The sequence below is a fragment of the Citrobacter farmeri genome, assembly GCF_019048065.1.
Taxonomy (GTDB): domain Bacteria; phylum Pseudomonadota; class Gammaproteobacteria; order Enterobacterales; family Enterobacteriaceae; genus Citrobacter_A; species Citrobacter_A farmeri.
The window spans coordinates 3,753,579-3,774,189 of sequence record NZ_CP077291.1 but is presented as its reverse complement, the minus strand read 5'-3'; the positions used below and the strand labels follow the sequence as shown (position 1 = coordinate 3,774,189).

Annotated in this window: 17 protein-coding genes; 9 read left to right on the top strand and 8 right to left on the bottom strand. The window is 56.7% G+C overall.

All coding sequences use genetic code 11. The features are described from left to right. Positions 1 to 2 precede the first annotated feature (2 nt). From panB to thpR, 7 genes are all read right to left on the bottom strand, one after another. Positions 3 to 794: a 3-methyl-2-oxobutanoate hydroxymethyltransferase gene (gene panB / locus I6L53_RS17715; protein ID WP_042323752.1), complete on the bottom strand. Its 792-nt coding sequence runs from the start codon at positions 792 to 794 to the stop codon at positions 3 to 5. 119 nt (positions 795 to 913) lie between these two features. Then, entirely contained in the window at positions 914 to 1,393 is a 480-nt protein-coding gene (gene folK / locus I6L53_RS17710; RefSeq protein ID WP_042323750.1) for a 2-amino-4-hydroxy-6-hydroxymethyldihydropteridine diphosphokinase, read from the bottom strand. Continuing rightward, positions 1,390 to 2,787, bottom strand: coding sequence for a polynucleotide adenylyltransferase PcnB (pcnB, locus tag I6L53_RS17705; protein WP_205685287.1), 1,398 nt, complete (start codon positions 2,785 to 2,787; stop codon positions 1,390 to 1,392). Before pcnB ends, folK begins: the two co-directional genes overlap by 4 nt. An 80-nt stretch (positions 2,788 to 2,867) precedes the next feature. Then, complete coding sequence (gene gluQRS / locus I6L53_RS17700) at positions 2,868 to 3,764, bottom strand: tRNA glutamyl-Q(34) synthetase GluQRS (protein WP_042323746.1); 897 nt, start codon at positions 3,762 to 3,764, stop codon at positions 2,868 to 2,870. A 65-nt stretch (positions 3,765 to 3,829) separates the two neighbouring features. After that, entirely contained in the window at positions 3,830 to 4,285 is a 456-nt protein-coding gene (gene dksA, locus I6L53_RS17695; protein ID WP_003829221.1) for an RNA polymerase-binding protein DksA, read from the bottom strand. Positions 4,286 to 4,462: 177 nt separating this feature from the next. Continuing rightward, positions 4,463 to 5,167, bottom strand: coding sequence for a DNA/RNA nuclease SfsA (sfsA, locus tag I6L53_RS17690; RefSeq protein ID WP_042323745.1), 705 nt, complete (start codon positions 5,165 to 5,167; stop codon positions 4,463 to 4,465). A 15-nt stretch (positions 5,168 to 5,182) separates the two neighbouring features. Then, positions 5,183 to 5,713, bottom strand: a complete 531-nt coding sequence (gene thpR, locus I6L53_RS17685) for an RNA 2',3'-cyclic phosphodiesterase (protein WP_042323743.1) — start codon at positions 5,711 to 5,713, stop codon at positions 5,183 to 5,185. 73 nt (positions 5,714 to 5,786) lie between these two features. On the opposite strand from thpR, the gene hrpB reads away from it, so the two are divergent. From hrpB to fhuB, 6 genes are all read left to right on the top strand, one after another. Next, positions 5,787 to 8,216 (top strand): ATP-dependent helicase HrpB, encoded by a 2,430-nt coding sequence (hrpB, locus tag I6L53_RS17680; RefSeq protein ID WP_042323740.1) that lies wholly within the window; start codon positions 5,787 to 5,789, stop codon positions 8,214 to 8,216. Positions 8,217 to 8,341: 125 nt separating this feature from the next. Further along, positions 8,342 to 10,885, top strand: coding sequence for a bifunctional glycosyl transferase/transpeptidase (gene mrcB, locus I6L53_RS17675; RefSeq protein WP_042323739.1), 2,544 nt, complete (start codon positions 8,342 to 8,344; stop codon positions 10,883 to 10,885). Between the two features lie 283 nt (positions 10,886 to 11,168). Continuing rightward, positions 11,169 to 13,421: a ferrichrome porin FhuA gene (gene fhuA, locus I6L53_RS17670; protein WP_042323737.1), complete on the top strand. Its 2,253-nt coding sequence runs from the start codon at positions 11,169 to 11,171 to the stop codon at positions 13,419 to 13,421. Positions 13,422 to 13,468: 47 nt separating this feature from the next. Next, positions 13,469 to 14,266, top strand: coding sequence for a Fe3+-hydroxamate ABC transporter ATP-binding protein FhuC (fhuC, locus tag I6L53_RS17665; RefSeq protein ID WP_042323735.1), 798 nt, complete (start codon positions 13,469 to 13,471; stop codon positions 14,264 to 14,266). Then, positions 14,266 to 15,156, top strand: coding sequence for a Fe(3+)-hydroxamate ABC transporter substrate-binding protein FhuD (gene fhuD, locus I6L53_RS17660; protein WP_042323732.1), 891 nt, complete (start codon positions 14,266 to 14,268; stop codon positions 15,154 to 15,156). Before fhuC ends, fhuD begins: the two co-directional genes overlap by 1 nt. Beyond that, positions 15,153 to 17,135, top strand: coding sequence for a Fe(3+)-hydroxamate ABC transporter permease FhuB (fhuB, locus tag I6L53_RS17655; protein WP_042323730.1), 1,983 nt, complete (start codon positions 15,153 to 15,155; stop codon positions 17,133 to 17,135). Before fhuD ends, fhuB begins: the two co-directional genes overlap by 4 nt. 109 nt (positions 17,136 to 17,244) lie before the next feature. Here the strand turns inward: fhuB and hemL are convergent, their stop codons facing one another. Further along, positions 17,245 to 18,525, bottom strand: a complete 1,281-nt coding sequence (gene hemL / locus I6L53_RS17650; protein ID WP_042323727.1) for a glutamate-1-semialdehyde 2,1-aminomutase — start codon at positions 18,523 to 18,525, stop codon at positions 17,245 to 17,247. Positions 18,526 to 18,693: 168 nt separating this feature from the next. Here hemL and clcA point away from each other — a divergent pair, with 168 nt between their 5' ends. The 3 genes from clcA to erpA are packed head-to-tail and all read left to right on the top strand — an operon-like array spanning position 18,694 to position 20,541. Further along, positions 18,694 to 20,115, top strand: coding sequence for a H(+)/Cl(-) exchange transporter ClcA (gene clcA, locus I6L53_RS17645; protein WP_042323725.1), 1,422 nt, complete (start codon positions 18,694 to 18,696; stop codon positions 20,113 to 20,115). 28 nt (positions 20,116 to 20,143) lie between these two features. Next, positions 20,144 to 20,200, top strand: a complete 57-nt coding sequence (gene yadW / locus I6L53_RS23845; protein WP_368668230.1) for a small protein YadW — start codon at positions 20,144 to 20,146, stop codon at positions 20,198 to 20,200. Further along, positions 20,197 to 20,541, top strand: coding sequence for an iron-sulfur cluster insertion protein ErpA (erpA, locus tag I6L53_RS17640; protein ID WP_042323722.1), 345 nt, complete (start codon positions 20,197 to 20,199; stop codon positions 20,539 to 20,541). Before yadW ends, erpA begins: the two co-directional genes overlap by 4 nt. The last annotated feature ends 70 nt before the right edge of the window (positions 20,542 to 20,611 follow it).

Sequence of the window (20,611 nt, the reverse complement as noted above, 5' to 3'; positions counted from 1 at the left end):
CCTTAATGGAAACTGTGTTCTTCGCCCGGATAGACGCCGGACTCAACCTCAGCAATATACTGCCGTACCGCGGCGCGCATGTCGCCTGCTTCAGTAAGGAAATTTTTGGCAAATTTTGGAATATGGCCGCCGGTGATGCCAAAGGCATCGTGCATCACTAAAATTTGTCCGTCGGTGACATTCCCGGCACCGATGCCGATAACCGGAATGGAGAGTGCGTCAGTTACGCGCCGGGCCAGTTCAACCGGGACGCATTCCAGTACAATGAGTTGTGCGCCTGCGGCTTCCAGCGCCAGGGCATCGTCCAGCAAAACCTGTCCGGCATCGCCACGACCCTGGATTTTATAGCCCCCGAAGATATTGACCGACTGTGGCGTCAACCCTAAGTGTCCGCAGACGGGCACCGCGCGTTCGGTGAGCATTTTCACGGTATCCACCAGCCAGGCACCGCCTTCAATCTTGACCATATTCGCGCCCGCGCGCATGACGACAGCCGAATTTTCAAAGGCCTGTTCCGGCGTCGCGTAAGCCATAAACGGCAGATCGGCGAGCAGCAGGCAATTCGGCGCGCCGCGACGCACCGCACGCGTGTGGTAAGCGATATCTTCAACGGTAACCGGCAGAGTGGAGTCATGCCCTTGCACCGTCATCCCCAGGGAATCTCCGACCAGCATCACATTGATCCCTTCGTCGGCAAACAGTCTGGCGAAGCTGTAGTCATAGGCAGTAATGGTAGCGAAGCGTTTTTTCTCTTGTTTGCACTTCTGCAACAGCGAGATGGTGGTCGGTTTCATAACATTTCCTGATGGTGAACGTCATATTTACCGGCATTCTAACAGTCACATTCAGAGGGGCAATTGTTTTAAGCAACTGTTTGCGCGAAAGCAATAAACGGGAATTGAGGTTAGGGCCATTACCAGCGCGCGGGTTTTTCTGCGCCAAGGTGAGTGAGTATCTGATGCAGTGAGGCGCCGTCAGGGAAGTGCAGATCAGGAGCAATTTCAAGCAGCGGCCAGAGCATAAAACCGCGGTTTTTCATGTCGTAGTGCGGCACGGTCAGCCGTTCGCTGTTGATGACGCGATCGCCAAACAGCATGATATCCAGATCTAACGTGCGCGGCCCCCAGCGTTCGGCTTTACGTACCCGGCCTTGCTGAAGTTCAATGCGCTGGGTGTGATCAAGCAATGTTTCTGGCTCGAGCGCCGTTTCCAGCGCCACGGCGGCGTTCAGGTAATCAGGCTGATCCTGCGGACCCAGCGGTGGGGTTCGATAAAAGGAAGAGACGGCAACGACCCGACTTTCAGGGATCTCACCTATCGCGTTGACGGCAGCATTGACCTGCTCCAGAGGAGAGGCCAGATTGCTGCCCAGCGCGATATAAACGAGGGTCATGCCGTTCCTTCACGACGCGGCGCGCGCTTGCGCGGACGACGGTGACGGCGACGCGGCGATGGATCTTCATCCAGCTCGTTCAGCATACCTTTCTGCTCTGGTGGTGCAGAAACCTGGAATTCGCCCCACCACTGCGCCAGACGCTGTAGCTCGGCATTGTTTTCCACTTCGGCACGCAGGGCGAGTAAATCATACGCGGCGCGGAATTTCGGATGCTCCATCAGCTTCCACGCGCGCTTACCCTGACGGCGGGACATGCGCAGTTGCAATTGCCAGATGTCGCGGGTCAGCGAGGTGAGGCGTTTCGGGATCGCCAGCGAACGGCAGGCCTCATCCAGCACTTCATTCATCGCCAGTGCGAACGCGTCGTAGTAAGCCAGACCGCTTTCCTGGGCGATTTTCTGCGCCATTTCCAGCAGCGGATACCAGAACATCGCGGCAAACAGGAAGGCCGGGTTAACGCGCATATCGTTATGAATGCGGTTATCGGTATTTTTCAGCACCTGCGCGATGATGCGTTCCATTGCGCTGTCGCCATTCTCGGTAAAATAGCGAGTGATGGTCGGGAACAGCGGCTGGAACAGGCTGTATTCGCGCAGCTTTTTATAGGTTTCATAGCCGTAGCCCGCCTGCAATAGCTTCAACGCCTCTTCAAACAGGCGCGCGGGCGGGATATCGTTGAGCAGCGTGGCCAGGCGCGGGATCGGCTCTGCCGTTTCCGGGCTTATTTTCATGTCGAGCTTCGCTGCGAAACGCACGGCGCGCAGCATACGCACCGGATCTTCGCGGTAGCGGGTTTCCGGATTGCCGATCAGGCGAATCACGCCATCTTCCAGATCCTGCATGCCGCCGACATAGTCGCGAACGGTAAAATCCGCGACGCTGTAATAAAGGCTGTTAATGGTGAAATCGCGGCGTTGGGCGTCTTCTTCAATAGAGCCGAAAATGTTATCGCGCAGCAGCATACCGTTTTGTCCGCGCTGGGACGTAGTGCGGTCGCTTTCGCTGCCTTCGTGATGACCACGAAAGGTGGCGACTTCAATAATTTCCGGGCCAAACATGACGTGCGCCAGACGGAAACGGCGACCTACAAGGCGGCAGTTGCGGAACAGTTTGCGCACCTGGTCTGGCGTCGCGTTGGTTGTGACGTCAAAATCTTTCGGTTTTTTGCCGAGCAGAAGGTCGCGGACGCCACCGCCAACCAGCCAGGCTTCGTATCCCGCTTTATTCAGCCTGTACATTACCTTCAGGGCATTTTCACTGATATCTTTGCGTGAAATAGCGTGCTGTTCGCGCGGGATGACCGTCATACGCGGACGGGCGACGGCAATTTCGGCCTCGCTCTCCTCGCGGCTTAGCACCTTGCGGCAAAAATTAGCGACTCGGGTAAAAATAGTGCACCTCGGTAGTGTCAAACAATATTCAGAATTCAGTTCAAATCATGTGCTGTGTAAAAATAGCGGCTAATCATAGCTCAGCACGACGTATTTGAGAATGCCGGATTTACAATCGCCGATTCCGGTATCGTCGAAAGCGTCCAGTTTGTCACGGCGAATGCCAGGATCTCGTCGACGCGCATCTCCTGCCACGGCAAGTCACTTTGTTGGCCAAGAAAGCGCAGCGCGTCCATAAGAACGGGACGCGGATCGCCTTGCGGCAAGGCAGGGGCATGATTCTGTTTGGAAAGTTTAGCGCCTTGTTCATTGAGCGCCAGCGGCAGATGAATATAGTCCGGAGGTGTCCAGCCAAACTGCTGGTACAGTGAGATTTGTCGCACCGTTGGCTCGATTAAATCGGCACCGCGCACGATTTCGCTGACCCCCTGAAAGTGATCATCCACCACCACTGCCAGGTTATAGGCAAACAGTCCGTCACGACGATGGATAATAAAATCTTCTCTCGCCAGTCGTTCGTCAGCCTGAATCTCTCCGCGAAGTCGATCGTGAAAACGGGTGATGGGATGCTGCTGTTTAATACGAACCGCCGCCTGCTCCGGTCCGTTATGTAACTCGCGGCAGTGACCATCATAAATCCCGCCAACGCTCTGGATCCGTGCTCGGGTACAGGTGCAGTAGTAGCTCAACCCCCGGTCGTATAACCAGGCGAGCGCTTCGCGGTAGGCATCATGGCGCTGTGATTGCCATAGTATGTCGCCATCCCAGTGGAGGCCGTAATGTTCCAGTTGACGCAGAATAGTGTCAGCGGCACCGGGAACTTCACGAGGGGGATCAATATCTTCTATACGTACTCGCCATATACCCTGACGGGCGCGAGCCTGTAAATAGCTGCCCAGGGCTGCAATGAGGGAGCCAAAGTGCAGTTCGCCGGAAGGTGATGGGGCGAATCGGCCAATGTAGTGTGAGTCAGTCATCTTTTGCGTAAAAATGAACAGGCGGGGAAAACCCCGCCTGTTGTAAACGTTTCAAACGCCAGGCCTTAGCCGGCCATTTGTTTTTCGCGAATTTCAGCCAGCGTTTTGCAGTCGATACACAGATCGGCTGTTGGACGCGCTTCCAGGCGACGAATACCAATTTCTACACCGCAGGATTCGCAGTAGCCGAAATCTTCGTCTTCAACCTTCTTCAGCGTTTTCTCGATCTTTTTGATCAGTTTGCGCTCACGGTCACGGTTACGCAGTTCGAGGCTGAACTCTTCTTCCTGCGCGGCACGGTCTACCGGGTCCGGGAAGTTGGCAGCTTCATCCTGCATATGAGTAACGGTGCGATCGACTTCATCCCTAAGTTGATTACGCCATGCTTCAAGAATACGCCTGAAGTGCGACAGCTGGGCTTCGTTCATATACTCTTCGCCCGGTTTCTCCTGGTACGGCTCCACCCCAGCGATGGCGAGAATACTCAGGGACGATGTTTTACGGTTTTGCCCTTCTTGCATGTTGCTTCTCCTTAACACGCACTATCGATCCCCATGTTCGGGGGAAAAATCAGGTCGCTATAAATAGCAGATGCTTTTCCGGATAGCAATTAACTAAACGTAACACTTGACAACCCTGTGAGGAAAAGCGTATTTGCGCACGCGACCAGAATACTAAATAACCAATTGTTTACAACACTATAAAGTGACAGTTAATGGCTCTATCAGAGTCATACTATCGGCAGAAAGTTCCGCTTTATAAACCAGAATTTCTACCCCCTTACGCTGTGCCTCGAACAATAGTTGCGCATATTTCGCGTCAATATGGCGCGCGGGTGAAAACCGTGTAATGGCGGAGTGCAGAACGGCAAAGAAAATCACTGCGCGTTTGCCCTCAGCCGCTACGCTCATCAGTTCCCGAAGATGTTTCTGACCTCGTTCAGTGATGGCATCGGGAAAATAACCAAAATCCTTTTCCGCTAACGTTACCGATTTCACTTCAATATAGCAGTCAGGCCGTGAATCTGCCTGTAACATAAAATCAATACGGCTCCGTTCGGCGCCGTATTTTACTTCGCTTTTCAGCGTGGAATAGCCTGAAAGTTCTGAAACTCGTCCCTGTTCAATGGCCTCTTTCGTCAGTCTGTTAGCCCATAATGTATTAACACAAATTAACGCGCCCGTCTGGGTCTGGGTTAATTCCCAGGTGTGCGGATATTTGCGTTTGATATTCGCCGAGGTCGAATACCAGACCGTATCACCGGGCGTTGCACACCCCGTCATCGCCCCGGTATTAGGGCAGTGTAGCGTGAGTTCAGTCCCGTCAGGTGTGATCACATCGGCTAAAAAGCGTTTATATCGCTGAACCAGCGTCGCACGCTGGAGAGGGGGAGTAAATTGCATCACGCATTTCCTTTCTTATTTGGTGAGCGTCCAGCGCTGAAGTTTGGCGTAACGCGTGCGTCCTCGGGAAAAAGAGGAGGCGTACAGGGCAAATTCCGTCACTGGAAATGACCAGCAAAAGCCTGGCGGCGGGATCGCCACGGCGTGGCTGGCGTCGCGCAGCAGCGTCACGTGAGGATGAAACGGCTGTGGACTTTGATAACACCCGCTGCGCGCCGCCTGGGCCCGCAGAATATTTGCCAGTTGCAACAGCCCACGCGGGGACTGACGCGTCCCCAGCCAGATCACGCGAGAGCGTAACCACTGCCCGGCATCATCCAGACTGAGCGTAAATCCGGGCTGACGAATGCGTCCGGCCAGGGCGATCAGCGCCTGTTGTTTGTCAGGGCTTACCTCACCCAGAAACGCCAGCGTCAAATGCAGGTTATCGGCTGCAACGGGGCGCCCCGCCTCAGGGAGGAAATTAGCCGCCCGCCACGAGATAATTTGCTCACGTACCGTGGCGGGCAGTTCGATGGCAAAAAACAGCCGTTTCGGCTCAGACATCTTAGGTACTCGGTTATGAATTAACGCGATGCTACAATGCGGCGCGAAGAATGTTAACCCTCTGGAGCTATTTGTGACGTCGTTACCGGTTGCTGCTGTACTGCCTGAATTGCTTACCGCCCTGGACTCTGCGCCGCAGGTACTGCTGAGCGCGCCGACGGGCGCCGGTAAGTCAACCTGGTTACCGCTACAGTTTCTGGCGCACAAGGCTATCAAAGGGCGGATTATCCTGTTGGAACCACGTCGTCTGGCGGCGCGTAACGTGGCACAAAGGCTTGCCGAACTGCTCGATGAAAAGCCCGGTGAGACGGTCGGTTATCGGATGCGGGCGCAATCCTGCGTCGGGCCTGCAACACGGCTTGAGGTGGTCACCGAAGGGGTGCTGACGCGGATGATCCAGCGCGATCCGGAGCTCAGCGGCGTGGGGCTGGTGATCCTCGATGAATTTCACGAACGCAGTTTGCAGGCGGATCTCGCGCTGGCGTTGCTGCTGGACGTACAGCAAGGGCTGCGCGATGACCTCAAGCTGCTGATCATGTCCGCCACGCTGGATAACGATCGCCTGCAACAGTGCCTGCCGGATGCGCCAGCGATTGTTTCTGAAGGGCGTGCCTTTCCCGTTGAGCGCCGTTATCAGCCGCTGGCGCCGCAGTTGCGTTTCGACGAAGCCGTGGCGGTTGCCTGCGCCGAACTGCTGCGCAAGGAGCCTGGCTCGCTGCTGCTTTTTTTACCTGGCGTCGGGGAGATTCTGCGCGTACAAGAGCAGTTAAGTACGCGAGTCGGCAGTGATGTACTGCTGTGTCCGCTCTATGGTGCGCTGCCGCTCAACGATCAGCGCAAAGCGATTTTGCCTGCCCCGCAAGGCATGCGCAAAGTTGTGCTGGCGACCAATATTGCGGAGACCAGTCTGACCATTGAGGGGATTCGCCTGGTAGTTGATTGCGCGCAGGAGCGGGTGGCGCGGTTTGACGCGCGTACCGGGTTGACCCGGCTTATCACGCAGCGCATCAGTCATGCTTCCATGACCCAGCGCGCCGGGCGTGCCGGGCGTCTGGAGCCGGGCATCTGCCTGCATCTGATTGCCAAAGAGCAGGCGGAACGCGCAGCAGCGCAAGGGGATCCTGAAATTTTGCACAGCGATCTCTCTGGTTTGCTGATGGAACTGTTGCAGTGGGGATGTCGCGATCCCGCGCAACTCACCTGGCTGGATCTCCCGCCTGTAGTCAATTTACAGGCGGCGAAACGATTACTGCACCTGCTGGGGGCGTTGGACGGCGAGCAGCTCAGTGTGACGGGACAAAAAATGGCGGCGTTGGGTAACGACCCGCGTCTGGCCGCGATGTTAGTCAGTGCTTCCACACCCGACGATGCGGCCACGGCGGCAAAGCTGGCGGCGGTTCTTGAGGAGCCACCGCGGATGGGCAATACCGATCTTGGCGTGGCGTTTTCCCGCCATCAGCCCGCCTGGGAGCAGCGTAGTCGGCAGCTTCTCAACCGTCTGAATGTTCGCAACGGCGAAGTGGATGCGTCGCGCATTGCTCCGTTGCTGGCCCAGGCCTTTGCCGATCGCATCGCACGTCGACGCAGCCAGGATGGGCGTTATCAACTGGCAAATGGCATGGGGGTGGCGCTGGACGCCGATGATGCGCTGGGGCGGCACGAATGGTTGATTGCGCCCCTGTTATTACAGGGGAGCGCGTCGCCGGATGCGCGGATCCTGCTGGCGCTGCCGCTCGATATCGACGCGCTTGTCCAGCGTTGTCCTGAATTATTACACCAGTCTGATACCATTGAGTGGGATGAGGCGCAGGGGACGCTGAAAGCCTGGCGCAGACTGCGGATCGGGGCGTTGACGGTGAAAGTCCAGCCGCTGGCAAAACCATCCGAAGAGGAACTGCATCTGGCGATGCTCAACGGCATTCGTGATAAAGGCCTGAACGTACTTAACTGGACACCCGCAGCAGAACAACTGCGGTTACGCCTGCACTGTGCGGCGAAATGGCTGCCGGAGTATGACTGGCCTGCGGTGGACGACAGGACATTGCTGGACACGCTGGAGAACTGGCTGCTGCCGCATATGAGCGGCGTCCATTCGCTGCGCGGCCTGAAATCGCTGGATGTTCACCAGGCATTGAACGGATTACTGGATTATTCCCTACAGCTTCGTCTGGTGAGTTCGTTACCCACACATTACACTGTGCCGACGGGTAGCCGGATAGCCATTCGTTATTACGAAGATAACCCGCCGGCGCTGGCGGTCAGAATGCAGGAAATGTTTGGCGAGGCCCGTACGCCAACCATCGCCGAGGGGCGCGTGCCGCTGGTGCTGGAGCTTTTATCCCCCGCGCAACGACCGTTGCAGATTACCCGGGATTTGGCGGCGTTCTGGCAGGGGTCGTATCGCGAGGTGCAAAAAGAGATGAAAGGGCGTTACCCCAAACACGTCTGGCCGGACGATCCGGCGAACACGGCGCCGACGCGGCGGACAAAAAAGTATTCGTAAGCCGGAATAAGGCGTTCAGGCCACATCCGGGAAAAGAACAGTAAAATTGAGAGATTTCTTCTTCTGTCTTCTGACGGAAGAACAGAGAATCAGGCCTTTGCGCCTGAATGTTGCGGAGAAAAAGCATGGCCGGGAATGACCGCGAGCCAATTGGACGCAAAGGGAAACCCACGCGTCCGGTGAAACAAAAGGTGAGCCGTCGCCAACTCAGAGATGATGAGTATGACGACGATTATGATGATGACTATGAGGATGAAGAACCGATGCCGCGTAAAGGTAAAGGCAAAGGGCGTAAGCCTCGTGGCAAGCGCGGCTGGTTGTGGCTGCTGCTAAAAATAGCGATTGTTTTTGCGGTACTGCTTGCTATCTACGGCGTCTATCTGGATCAAAAAATCCGTAGCCGTATCGATGGCAAAGTCTGGCAGTTGCCGGCAGCGGTGTATGGCCGGATGGTCAACCTTGAGCCGGAAATGTCGGTCAGCAAAAACGAGATGGTCAAATTACTGGAGGCCACCCAGTATCGTCAGGTCAGTAAGATGACGCGTCCTGGCGAGTTTACCGTGCAGGCCAACAGCATTGAGATGATCCGCCGTCCGTTTGATTTTCCGGACAGTAAAGAGGGCCAGGTGCGTGCGCGTCTGTCGTTCGATGGCGGCCGTCTGGACACGATCGTCAACATGGATAACAACCGCCAGTTCGGTTTCTTCCGTCTCGATCCGCGCTTGATCACCATGCTCTCATCGCCAAACGGCGAACAGCGGCTGTTTGTTCCGCGCAGCGGCTTCCCTGATCTACTGGTGGATACGCTGCTGGCGACCGAAGACCGTCATTTCTATGAGCATGACGGGGTGAGCTTATACTCTATCGGCCGCGCGGTGCTGGCGAATCTGACCGCCGGGCGTACGGTTCAGGGAGCAAGTACCCTGACCCAACAGTTGGTGAAAAACCTGTTCCTCTCCAGCGAGCGTTCGTACTGGCGTAAGGCTAACGAAGCCTACATGGCGCTGCTGATGGATGCGCGCTACAGCAAAGATCGCATTCTTGAGCTGTATATGAACGAGGTGTATCTCGGTCAGAGCGGCGATAACGAAATTCGCGGTTTCCCACTGGCGAGCCTGTACTACTTTGGTCGCCCGGTAGAGGAACTGAGCCTTGATCAGCAGGCGCTGCTGGTGGGAATGGTGAAAGGGGCGTCGATCTACAACCCGTGGCGTAACCCGAAACTGGCGCTTGAACGTCGTAACCTGGTGTTGCGTCTTCTGCAACAACAGCAGGTGATCGATCAGGAACTGTACGACATGCTGAGCGCGCGCCCGTTAGGCGTGCAGCCGCGCGGTGGGGTGATCTCACCACAGCCTGCGTTTATGCAGATGGTGCGTCAGGAGTTGCAGGCGAAGCTGGGCGACAAGGTGCAAGATCTCTCCGGCGTGAAGATCTTTACTACCTTTGATTCTGTTGCCCAGGATGCAGCCGAGAAAGCGGCGGTTGACGGGATTCCGGAACTGAAAAAACAGCGCAAGCTGAGCGATCTGGAAACTGCGATTGTGGTGGTGGACCGCTTCAGTGGCGAAGTCCGCGCCATGGTCGGTGGCGCTGAACCGCAGTTTGCTGGCTATAACCGCGCGATGCAGGCGCGTCGTTCGATTGGTTCTCTGGCTAAACCGGCGACCTATCTGACCGCGCTGAGCCAGCCGAAAATCTATCGCCTGAATACCTGGATTGCCGATGCGCCGATTGCACTGCGTCAGCCAAACGGTCAGGTGTGGTCGCCGCAGAATGACGATCGTCGTTACAGCGAAAGTGGAAAAGTCATGCTGGTGGATGCGCTGACGCGCTCCATGAACGTACCAACGGTCAATCTGGGGATGGCGCTTGGCCTGCCCGCCGTTACTGATACCTGGCAGAAGCTGGGCGTGCCGAAAGAGCAACTGCATCCGGTTCCGGCTATGCTGCTGGGGGCGCTGAACCTGACGCCAATCGAAGTGGCGCAGGCGTTCCAGACGATCGCCAGCGGCGGTAACCGTGCACCGCTTTCCGCGCTGCGTTCGGTTATTGCCGAAGATGGCACCGTGCTGTACCAGAGCTTCCCGCAGGCGGAGCGCGCCGTTCCGGCTCAGGCTGCCTATATGACACTGTGGACGATGCAGCAGGTTGTGCAGCGCGGCACCGGTCGTCAGCTTGGCGCGAAGTATCCGAATCTGCATCTGGCGGGTAAAACCGGGACCACGAACAACAACGTCGATACCTGGTTTGCCGGTATTGACGGCAGCCAGGTGACTATCACCTGGGTAGGTCGCGATAACAACCAGCCAACGAAGCTGTACGGTGCGAGCGGAGCGATGTCGATTTATCAGCGCTATCTGGCGAACCAGACGCCGACGCCGCTGACGCTGACTCCGCCGGAGGATATTGCGGAGATGGGTGTCGACTATGACGGCAACTTTGTCTGCAGCGGCGGCATGCGCACGTTGCCGGTCTGGACATCAGACCCGGATTCGCTCTGCCAACAGGGTGAAATGATGCAACAGCCGACCGGAAACCCGTTCGATCAATCTTCTCAGCCGCAGCAACAGCAACAGCAGCAACAGCAACAACAGCCGCCGAAGGAAGAGAAGAAAGACGGCGACGGCGTGGCGGGTTGGATTAAAGACATGTTCGGCAGTAACTAATCGTCGTGCCGAATGGCACTTCGTTTATCCGGCCTACAGGATCAATACCGCATTGAGTTTGTAGGCCGGATAAGGCGTTTTTGCCGCCATCCGGCAATTCCCCCACAAAAACATTTCACACCACTTTCTTAACCCTTTCTTTTCATCTGGATACTTATTAACCCCTTAGTTTTAGTAGGGGCGCGTATTGCTTGCTATCGCGGCAGCGTTTCGAATATTATTCTGCCGGCATAATAATAATTCTCGTTTACGTTATCATTCACTTTCCATCAGAGATATACCAATGGCGCGTCAAAAAACTGCTCAGCCAAAACACTCGCTGCGTAAAATCGCAGTTGTAGTAGCCACAGCGGTTAGCGGCATGTCTGTCTATGCACAGGCGGCGGTTGAACCGAAAAAAGAAGACACTATCACCGTGACCGCGGCTCCTGCTCCGCAGGAAAGTGCATGGGGGCCGGCAGCGACGATCGCGGCACGCCAGTCTGCCACGGCGACCAAAACGGACACCCCCATTCAAAAAGTTCCGCAGTCTATTTCTGTGGTAACTGCCGAAGAGATGGCGTTGCATCAGCCGAAATCCGTAAAAGAGGCGCTCAGCTATACTCCAGGCGTTGCCGTGGGTACCCGTGGCGCGTCTAACACCTATGACTATCTGATCATTCGTGGTTTCGCTGCCGACGGCCAAAGTCAGAATAACTATCTGAATGGCCTGAAGATGCAGGGGAATTTCTACAACGATGCGGTGATCGACCCCTATATGCTGGAACGCGCGGAAGTGATGCGTGGTCCGGTTTCCGTTCTGTACGGGAAGAGCAACCCGGGCGGTTTGTTGAACATGGTCAGCAAGCGTCCAACCACCGAACCGCTGAAAGAAGTTCAGTTTAAAATGGGCACTGACAGCCTGTTTCAGACCGGTTTTGACTTCAGCGATGCGCTGGATGACGACGGTGTTTACGCTTATCGCTTAACCGGCCTGGCCCGTTCGGCGAATGCGCAGCAGCAGGGTGCAGAAGAACAGCGTTATGCTATCGCGCCATCCTTTAGCTGGCGTCCGGATGACAAAACTAACTTTACGTTCTTGTCCTACTTCCAGAACGAACCTGAGACCGGTTACTACGGCTGGTTGCCGAAAGAAGGGACCGTCAGCACGCTGCCAAACGGTAAGCGTCTGTCGACCGACTTCAACGAAGGCGCGAACAACAATACCTACTCACGTAATGAGAAGATGGTCGGTTACAGCTTCGACCACGAATTCAACGATACCTTTACCGTGCGCCAGAACCTGCGTTACGCGGAAAACAAAGTTTCGCAGAACAGCGTCTACGGTTACGGCATGTGCTCCGATCCGCTCTATTCGAGCAATCCGGGCAGCAGTCCGTGCGCCAGCGTGCCGCAGTCACAGTGGGGTCATACGCTGACCCGTCAGTACGTGGATGATAACGAAAAACTGCAGAACTTCTCTGTAGATACCCAACTGCAAAGCAAGTTTGCGACCGGCTCTTTGGATCACACCCTGCTGACCGGCGTTGACTTTATGCGCATGCGTAACGACATCAACTCCTGGTTTGGCTGGGCGGGGTCGGTTGCGCCATCTGACATCTACAACCTTGACCGCAGCGACTTTGATTTTGGCTCACACCCTGGACCTGGCGCCGCTTACCGCGTTCTGAACAAACAGAAGCAGACCGGCCTGTACGCCCAGGATCAGATGCAATGGGATAACGTTCTGGTGACTCTGGGCGGACGTTACGACTGGGCGCAGCAGGACTCTCTGGATCGTGAAGAGAATATCCAGCATTCACGTAATGATAACGAGTTCACCTGGCGTGGCGGCGTTAACTACCTGTTCGACAACGGCGTGACCCCGTACTTCAGCTACAGCGAATCGTTCGAACCGGCTTCTACCGTGGGCGCGAACGGCAGCATCTTTGCACCGTCTAAAGGCAAACAGTACGAAGCGGGCGTGAAATATGTTCCGAGCGATCGTCCGATTGTGATCACCGGTGCGGTCTATCAGTTGACCAAAACCAACAACCTGATGGCGGATCCTAACGGTTCCTTCTTCTCGGTTGAAGGGGGTGAAATTCGTTCCCGCGGCGTGGAAGTGGAAGCGAAAGCGGCGCTGTCTGCCAGCGTTAACGTGGTGGGCTCCTACACCTATACGGATGCGGAATACACCACCGACACCAACTACAAAGGCAACACCCCGGCGCAGGTGCCAAAACACATGGCGTCGCTGTGGGGTGATTACACGATGTTTGACGGCCCGCTCTCCGGCCTGACCCTGGGCACTGGCGTTCGCTATACCAGCTCAAGCTATGGCGATCCGGCGAACTCCTTTAAAGTCGGCAGCTATACCCTGGTGGATGCGCTGGTTCGGTACGACCTGGCACGCCTTGGCATGGCGGGTTCCAACGTCGCGCTGCATGTCAACAACCTGTTTGACCGCGAATATGTCGCTAGCTGCTTTAACACCTATGGCTGCTTCTGGGGCGCGGAACGTCAGGTCGTTGCTACTGCAACTTTCCGTTTCTAATTTTTCTTTGGGCACGCATTGCGTGCCCGCTTTACAAGTTGGCCGCTATGCAGGAACAGACCCATCATCCCGATACCACGTTTGCACTGCGTGATGTCTCCTTTCGCGTGCCCGGTCGCACGCTTCTGCATCCTCTGTCGTTAACCTTTCCGGTCGGTAAAGTGACTGGCCTTATCGGCCACAACGGTTCAGGTAAATCCACGTTGTTGAAAATGCTGGGTCGCCATCAGCCGCCGTCAGAAGGGGATATCCTGCTGGACGCTCAGCCGCTGAGCACCTGGAACAGCAAAGCGTTCGCTCGTAAGGTGGCGTATTTGCCGCAGCAGTTGCCGCAGGCGGAAGGGATGACCGTACGTGAACTGGTGGCGATCGGTCGCTATCCGTGGCACGGGGCGCTGGGTCGTTTTGGCGTCGCGGACAGAGAAAAAGTGGAAGAAGCGATCGCGCTGGTGGGATTAAAGCCGCTGGCGCATCGTCTGGTTGACAGCCTTTCCGGCGGTGAACGCCAGCGCGCGTGGATTGCGATGCTGGTGGCGCAGGACAGCCGCTGTCTGCTGTTGGATGAACCCACTTCTGCGCTGGATATTGCCCATCAGGTTGATGTACTGGCGCTGGTGCATCGTCTCAGCCAGGAGCGCGGTCTGACGGTGATCGCCGTGCTGCATGATATCAACATGGCTGCCCGCTACTGTGACTATTTAGTCGCACTGCGCGGCGGTGAAATGATTGCCCAGGGAACACCCGCCGACCTGATGCGTAGTGAAAACCTGGAACAGATTTATGGCATACCGATGGGGATCCTGCCGCATCCGGCAGGCGCTGCACCTGTGAGTTTTGTGTATTGATGAGCGGTTTACACCACATAACGCGTCGTCGTTTATTAACGGCGATGGCACTCTCTCCGCTGCTCTGGCAGATGAAACCAGCGCGCGCGGCTTCGGTCGATCCGCATCGCATCGTGGCGCTGGAGTGGCTGCCGGTCGAGCTGTTGCTGGCGCTTGGCGTGACGCCTTACGGCGTGGCGGACATTCCCAATTACCGCCTGTGGGTAAACGATCCTCCACTGCCGGCGTCGGTGATTGATGTCGGATTACGCACCGAGCCGAATCTGGAGTTGCTGACCGAAATGAAGCCCTCATATATGTTCTGGTCGACAGGCTACGGCCCTTCTCCCGAAACGCTGGCGCGTATTTCCCCCGGACGCGGCTTCAACTTCAGCGATGGTAAACAACCCTTAGCGGTGGCGCGTCGTTCTCTGATCGACATGGCGCAGATGCTGAATCTGGAAGCGGCAGCCGAGCGGCATCTGGCGGAATATGACCATTTTATTGCCAGCCGAAAACCGCGCTTTGTACAGCGCGGCGAGCGTCCGCTGCTGCTGGTCACCCTGCTTGATCCCCGTCATATGCTGGTCTTTGGCCCGAACTGCCTGTTCCAGGACGTGCTGGATGAGTACAGTATTCGCAACGCCTGGCAAGGGGAAACCAACTTCTGGGGCAGTACGGTGGTGGGGATTGATCGTCTTGCGGCCTACAAAGATGCCGATGTGCTTTGTTTTGATCATGGGAATAACAAAGAGATGGCGGCACTGATGGCGACACCGCTCTGGCAGGCAATGCCGTTCGTGCGCGAAGGGCGTTTCCAGCGTGTTCCCCCCGTGTGGTTCTATGGTGCCACATTGTCGACCATGAACTTTGTGCGCATTCTGGATAATGCGCTGGGGGGCAAAGCGTGAGCAAGCGTATTGCGCGCTTCCCGGCGCTATTGCTGGCGCTGCTGTTTATTGTCGCCGTGGGCTTAACCTGGACAAATTTCTCTATTGCGCTGCCGCGAAATCAGTGGCAGCAGGCGCTGTGGTCACCCAATATCGACCTCATCGAGCAGATGATCTTCCATTACAGCCTTCTCCCTCGTCTGGTGATTTCCCTGCTGGTGGGGGCCGGGCTGGGCCTGGTTGGCGTACTCTTTCAGCAGGTACTACGCAACCCGCTGGCGGAACCGACCACGCTGGGCGTGGCGACCGGCGCACAGTTGGGGATGACGGTCACGACGTTATGGGCGATCCCGGGTGTGATGGCCGCGCAGTTCGCCGCTCTGGCGGGAGCCTGTATTGTCGGGGCGCTGGTGTTTGGCGTCGCCTGGGGTAAACGTCTTTCTCCCGTGACGCTGATCCTCGCCGGTCTGGTGGTCAGTCTCTACTGTGGAGCAATCAATCAGTTGTTGGTTATCTTCCACCACGATCAGCTGCAAAGCATGTTCCTGTGGAGTACAGGAACGCTGACGCAAACCGACTGGGGCGGCGTGCAGCGTTTGTGGCCGCAACTGCTGGGCGGTGTGATGCTTGCCCTGGTGCTGTTACGCCCGCTGACCCTGATGGGGCTGGACGACGGCGTGGCGCGTAATTTGGGGCTGGCGCTGTCGCTGGCGCGTCTGGCGGCGCTGACGCTGGCGATTGTGCTCAGCGCGCTGCTGGTCAACGCGGTGGGGATTATTGGTTTTATCGGCCTGTTTGCGCCGTTGCTGGCGAAAATGCTGGGCGCGCGTCGTCTGCTGGCGCGTCTGATGCTGGCTCCGCTGATCGGGGCGCTGATTCTCTGGCTTTCCGATCAGATCATTCTCTGGCTGACCCGGGTATGGATGGAAGTGTCCACCGGTTCTGTGACCGCGCTGATCGGCGCCCCCCTGCTACTGTGGCTATTGCCGCGCCTGCGAAGCATGAGCGCACCGGACATGAACGTCAGCGATCGTGTGGCGACAGAACGTCAGCATGTGCTGGGCTATGCGCTGATCGGCGGCTTGCTGTTATTGATTGGGGTGTATGTCGCGTTGTCATTGGGGCGTGATGCGCAGGGCTGGAGTTGGGCCAGCGGCGCGCAGCTGGAAGAGCTGATGCCCTGGCGCTGGCCGCGCATTCTGGCGGCGATGATCGCCGGGGTGATGCTGGCCGTTGCGGGGTGCATTATTCAACGGCTAACCGGAAATCCGATGGCGAGTCCTGAGGTGCTGGGGATCAGTTCCGGCGCGGCGTTCGGTGTTGTACTGATGCTGTTTCTGGTGCCGGGTAATGCGTTTGGCTGGCTGCTGCCCGCCGGGAGTCTCGGCGCTGCCGCTACGCTGCTGATCATCATGATCGCCGCCGGACGGGGAGGGTTCTCTCCCCACCGTATGCTGTTGGCCGGGATGGCGCTCAGTACCGCGTTTACCATGTTGCTGATGATGCTGCAGGCGAGCGGCGATCCGCGCATGGCGGGGGTACTGACCTGGATCTCCGGGTCGACCTATAACGCTTCAGGCGAGCAGGTGCTGCATACCGGGATTGTGATGGTGATCCTGCTGGCCATCACGCCACTCTGTCGTCGTTGGTTGACGATTTTACCGTTGGGCGGCGATACCGCACGCGCAGTTGGTATGGCGTTGACGCCGTCGCGGGTAGGGCTGTTGTTGCTGGCGGCCAGTCTGACGGCCACCGCTACAATGACGATTGGCCCGCTGAGCTTTGTCGGACTGATGGCGCCGCATATTGCCCGGATGTTGGGTTTTCGTCGAACGATGCCGCATATTGTGATGTCGGCGCTGGCGGGAGGCTTGTTACTGATCTTCGCCGACTGGTGCGGGCGAATGGTGCTGTTTCCGTACCAGATTCCGGCAGGGATACTGTCGACGTTTATCGGCGCGCCGTACTTTATTTATCTGTTACGTAAGCAGAGTCGTTGATTCGCACGTTTTCGCGTAGCCGGATAAGACGCTTCGCGTCGCCATCCGGCAATAAAAAAGCCGGGTGGCGGCTTCGCCTTACCCGGCCTACGGTTTAAAACGTACTCTGTTACAGCTTAGCAAACACCCGGCGTGCTGCGTCGATAGTGTTGTTGATGTCTTCCATGCTGTGCGCCACGGACATAAAGCCCGCTTCAAACGCGGATGGCGCAAGGTAAATCCCTTCGTCCAGCATCATGTGGAAGAAGCGCTTAAAGCGCTCAACGTCGCAGGCCATCACGTCCTGATAGCAGGTGACGGTTTTCGCGTCGGTGAAGAAAATCCCAAACATGCCGCCGACGTGGTTAACGACCAGCGGGATCGCGGTTTCCTGTGCCGCTTCCAGCAGACCTTCCGCCAGTCGCGTCGTCAGTTCATCCAGCGTTTCGTGAATGCCCGGTTGCGCGACTTCGGTCAGACAGGCAAAACCTGCTGCCATCGCAATTGGGTTGCCGGAGAGGGTGCCCGCCTGATAGACCGGACCAGTGGGTGCCAGCGCATCCATCACGTCGCGACGACCGCCAAACGCGCCCACAGGCATACCGCCGCCGATGATTTTGCCCAGACAGGTCAGATCCGGCACCACGTTATAGTAATCCTGCGCGCCCGCCAGCGCCACGCGGAAGCCGGTCATCACTTCGTCGATGATCAGCAACGCGCCAAACTCATCGCACAGCGCACGCAGACCCGGCAGGAATTCCGGTTGCGGTGGGATGCAGTTCATATTGCCCGCCACGGGCTCTACGATGATACAGGCGATCTCCTGCGGGAACTGCTCAAACGCGGCGCGCACGGAATTAAGATCGTTATAGGTACAGGTCAGAGTGTGCTTCGCGAAATCTGCCGGTACGCCCGGAGAGTTCGGCTGGCCCAGCGTCAGCGCGCCGGAACCCGCTTTCACCAGCAAACAGTCCGCGTGGCCGTGGTAGCAGCCTTCAAATTTGATGATCTTATCGCGGCCGGTGAAACCTCGCGCCAGACGAATGGCGCTCATGGTTGCTTCCGTACCGGAGTTTACCATTCGCACCATGTCCATTGTCGGGACCAGTTCGGTCACTAATTCCGCCATTTTGACTTCCATCTCGGTTGGCGCACCGAAGCTTAAGCCCCGCTCGGCGGCTTCGATAACCGCATTACGGATTGCCGGATGATTGTGACCCAGTACCATCGGACCCCAGGAGCCAACGTAATCGATATAGGCTTTACCATCGACATCGTACAAATAGGCGCCGTCTGCTTTTTCGATAAACAGCGGAGTACCACCCACGCCAGTAAAGGCGCGAACAGGGGAGTTAACGCCGCCGGGGATGAGCTCGCGTGCCGCGCTGTAGAGGTTTTCAGACTTACTCATGGATGGGTTCCTGGTTCGTAGAAAAAGTGAATGCCCGCTATTCTAGTTATTCAGAGAAGGTTATGAAAGTTTTGCGCATTTGAAACATCACGATTTGCAGGGGATTTTCGGGGAAGAGGCGAGTACAATGCCGCCTCTGCATTTGTATTACCAATTAATGATCATCTGATGAAGACAGAAACTCCCTCTTTTGAAGCACAGCAAATTGTGCGCTTACGGCGCAGGGATCAAATCCGTCGGCTCCTGGAGCGTGATAAAACGCCGCTGGCGATCTTATTGATGGCGGCAGTGGTGGGGACGCTCACCGGTCTGGCAGGCGTGGCGTTCGAAAAAGCGGTGAGCTGGGTGCAAAACCTGCGTATCGGTGCGCTGGTGAATGTGGCCGATCATCCGCTTATGCTCTGGCCGCTGGCGTTTATTCTCTCTGCATTACTGGCGATGGTTGGCTATTTTCTGGTGCGTAAATTTGCGCCGGAAGCGGGCGGGTCGGGGATTCCGGAGATCGAAGGGGCGCTGGAAGAGCTTCGCCCCGTTCGCTGGTGGCGCGTATTACCGGTCAAGTTTATTGGCGGGATGGGAACGCTGGGGGCGGGCATGGTGCTGGGGCGCGAAGGCCCGACAGTGCAAATTGGCGGCAATATTGGCCGCATGGTACTGGATATCTTCCGCATGCGCAGCGCCGAAGCGCGACACACCCTCCTGGCAACCGGCGCGGCCGCTGGGCTTTCCGCCGCGTTTAATGCACCGCTGGCGGGCATACTGTTTATCATTGAGGAGATGCGCCCGCAGTTTCGCTACAACCTTATCTCGATCAAAGCCGTTTTTACCGGCGTGATCATGTCGAGCATTGTTTTTCGCATCTTCAATGGCGAATCGCCGATCATCGAGGTGGGGAAACTGTCCAACGCGCCGGTTAATACGCTATGGCTGTACCTGATCCTCGGGATGATTTTCGGCTGCGTGGGACCTGTCTTCAATAAGCTGGTGCTGGGTACCCAGGATATGTTCCAGCGTTTTCATCACGGTAATACCACTAAATGGGTGCTAATGGGCGGGGCGATTGGCGGTCTGTGCGGCATTCTGGGGCTGATTGAACCTGCGGCGGCGGGCGGCGGTTTTAACCTTATCCCGATTGCTGCGGCGGGTAATTTTAGCGTCGGGCTACTGCTGTTTATCTTTATTGCGCGGGTGATGACCACCTTGCTCTGTTTCTCTTCTGGTGCGCCGGGCGGCATCTTTGCCCCGATGCTGGCGTTGGGTACACTGCTGGGGACGGCATTTGGTATGGCAGCAACCGCCGGTTTCCCGCACTATCAGCTTGAGGCAGGGACCTTTGCCATCGCCGGAATGGGCGCACTGCTGGCGGCTTCGGTGCGTGCGCCGTTGACCGGGATTGTGCTGGTGCTGGAGATGACCGATAACTATCAGCTCATTTTGCCAATGATTATTACCTGTCTTGGCGCAACACTATTGGCACAGTTCCTCGGTGGAAAACCGCTATACTCCACTATTCTTGCCCGCACGCTGGCGAAGCAGGAAGCGGAGCAGGCGGCAAAAAGTCAGACGACCACCGCTGGCGAGAATACTTGAATGAAATACCAGGGTATTAGATAATGGCATGAATATTGGGTCAGAATTTGCCCAATTGCCGATGTCGTTTGGAGCAAAAATATGAGTGATGACGTAGCGCTGCCACTGCAATTTACTGAAGCAGCAGCCAATAAAGTAAAAAGCCTGATCGCTGACGAAGAAAACCCGAACCTGAAACTGCGTGTGTATATCACCGGGGGGGGATGCAGCGGTTTCCAGTATGGTTTTACCTTTGATGATCAGATCAACGAAGGCGATATGACCATCGAGAAACAGGGCGTAGGCCTGGTGGTTGACCCAATGAGCCTGCAGTATCTGGTCGGCGGCTCCGTTGACTACACCGAAGGTCTGGAAGGTTCCCGCTTCATAGTCACCAACCCGAATGCGAAAAGCACCTGCGGGTGTGGTTCTTCCTTCAGCATCTGAGTGCTGTCTGTCATGCCGGATGACGGCATAAATGCCTTATCCGGCCTACGGTGTTGTTCTGTTGTAGGCC

Bases quoted from the DNA above. Each gene is read 5' to 3' on its own strand.
- panB (WP_042323752.1), bottom strand. From the start codon at position 794: ATGAAACCGACCACCATCTCGCTGTTGCAGAAGTGCAAACAAGAGAAA.
- folK (WP_042323750.1), bottom strand. From the start codon at position 1,393: ATGACCCTCGTTTATATCGCGCTGGGCAGCAATCTGGCCTCTCCTCTG.
- gluQRS (WP_042323746.1), bottom strand. From the start codon at position 3,764: ATGACTGACTCACACTACATTGGCCGATTCGCCCCATCACCTTCCGGC.
- dksA (WP_003829221.1), bottom strand. From the start codon at position 4,285: ATGCAAGAAGGGCAAAACCGTAAAACATCGTCCCTGAGTATTCTCGCC.
- sfsA (WP_042323745.1), bottom strand. From the start codon at position 5,167: ATGCAATTTACTCCCCCTCTCCAGCGTGCGACGCTGGTTCAGCGATAT.
- thpR (WP_042323743.1), bottom strand. From the start codon at position 5,713: ATGTCTGAGCCGAAACGGCTGTTTTTTGCCATCGAACTGCCCGCCACG.
- mrcB (WP_042323739.1), top strand. From the start codon at position 8,342: ATGGCCGGGAATGACCGCGAGCCAATTGGACGCAAAGGGAAACCCACG.
- fhuA (WP_042323737.1), top strand. From the start codon at position 11,169: ATGGCGCGTCAAAAAACTGCTCAGCCAAAACACTCGCTGCGTAAAATC.
- fhuC (WP_042323735.1), top strand. From the start codon at position 13,469: ATGCAGGAACAGACCCATCATCCCGATACCACGTTTGCACTGCGTGAT.
- fhuD (WP_042323732.1), top strand. From the start codon at position 14,266: ATGAGCGGTTTACACCACATAACGCGTCGTCGTTTATTAACGGCGATG.
- hemL (WP_042323727.1), bottom strand. From the start codon at position 18,525: ATGAGTAAGTCTGAAAACCTCTACAGCGCGGCACGCGAGCTCATCCCC.
- clcA (WP_042323725.1), top strand. From the start codon at position 18,694: ATGAAGACAGAAACTCCCTCTTTTGAAGCACAGCAAATTGTGCGCTTA.
- erpA (WP_042323722.1), top strand. From the start codon at position 20,197: ATGAGTGATGACGTAGCGCTGCCACTGCAATTTACTGAAGCAGCAGCC.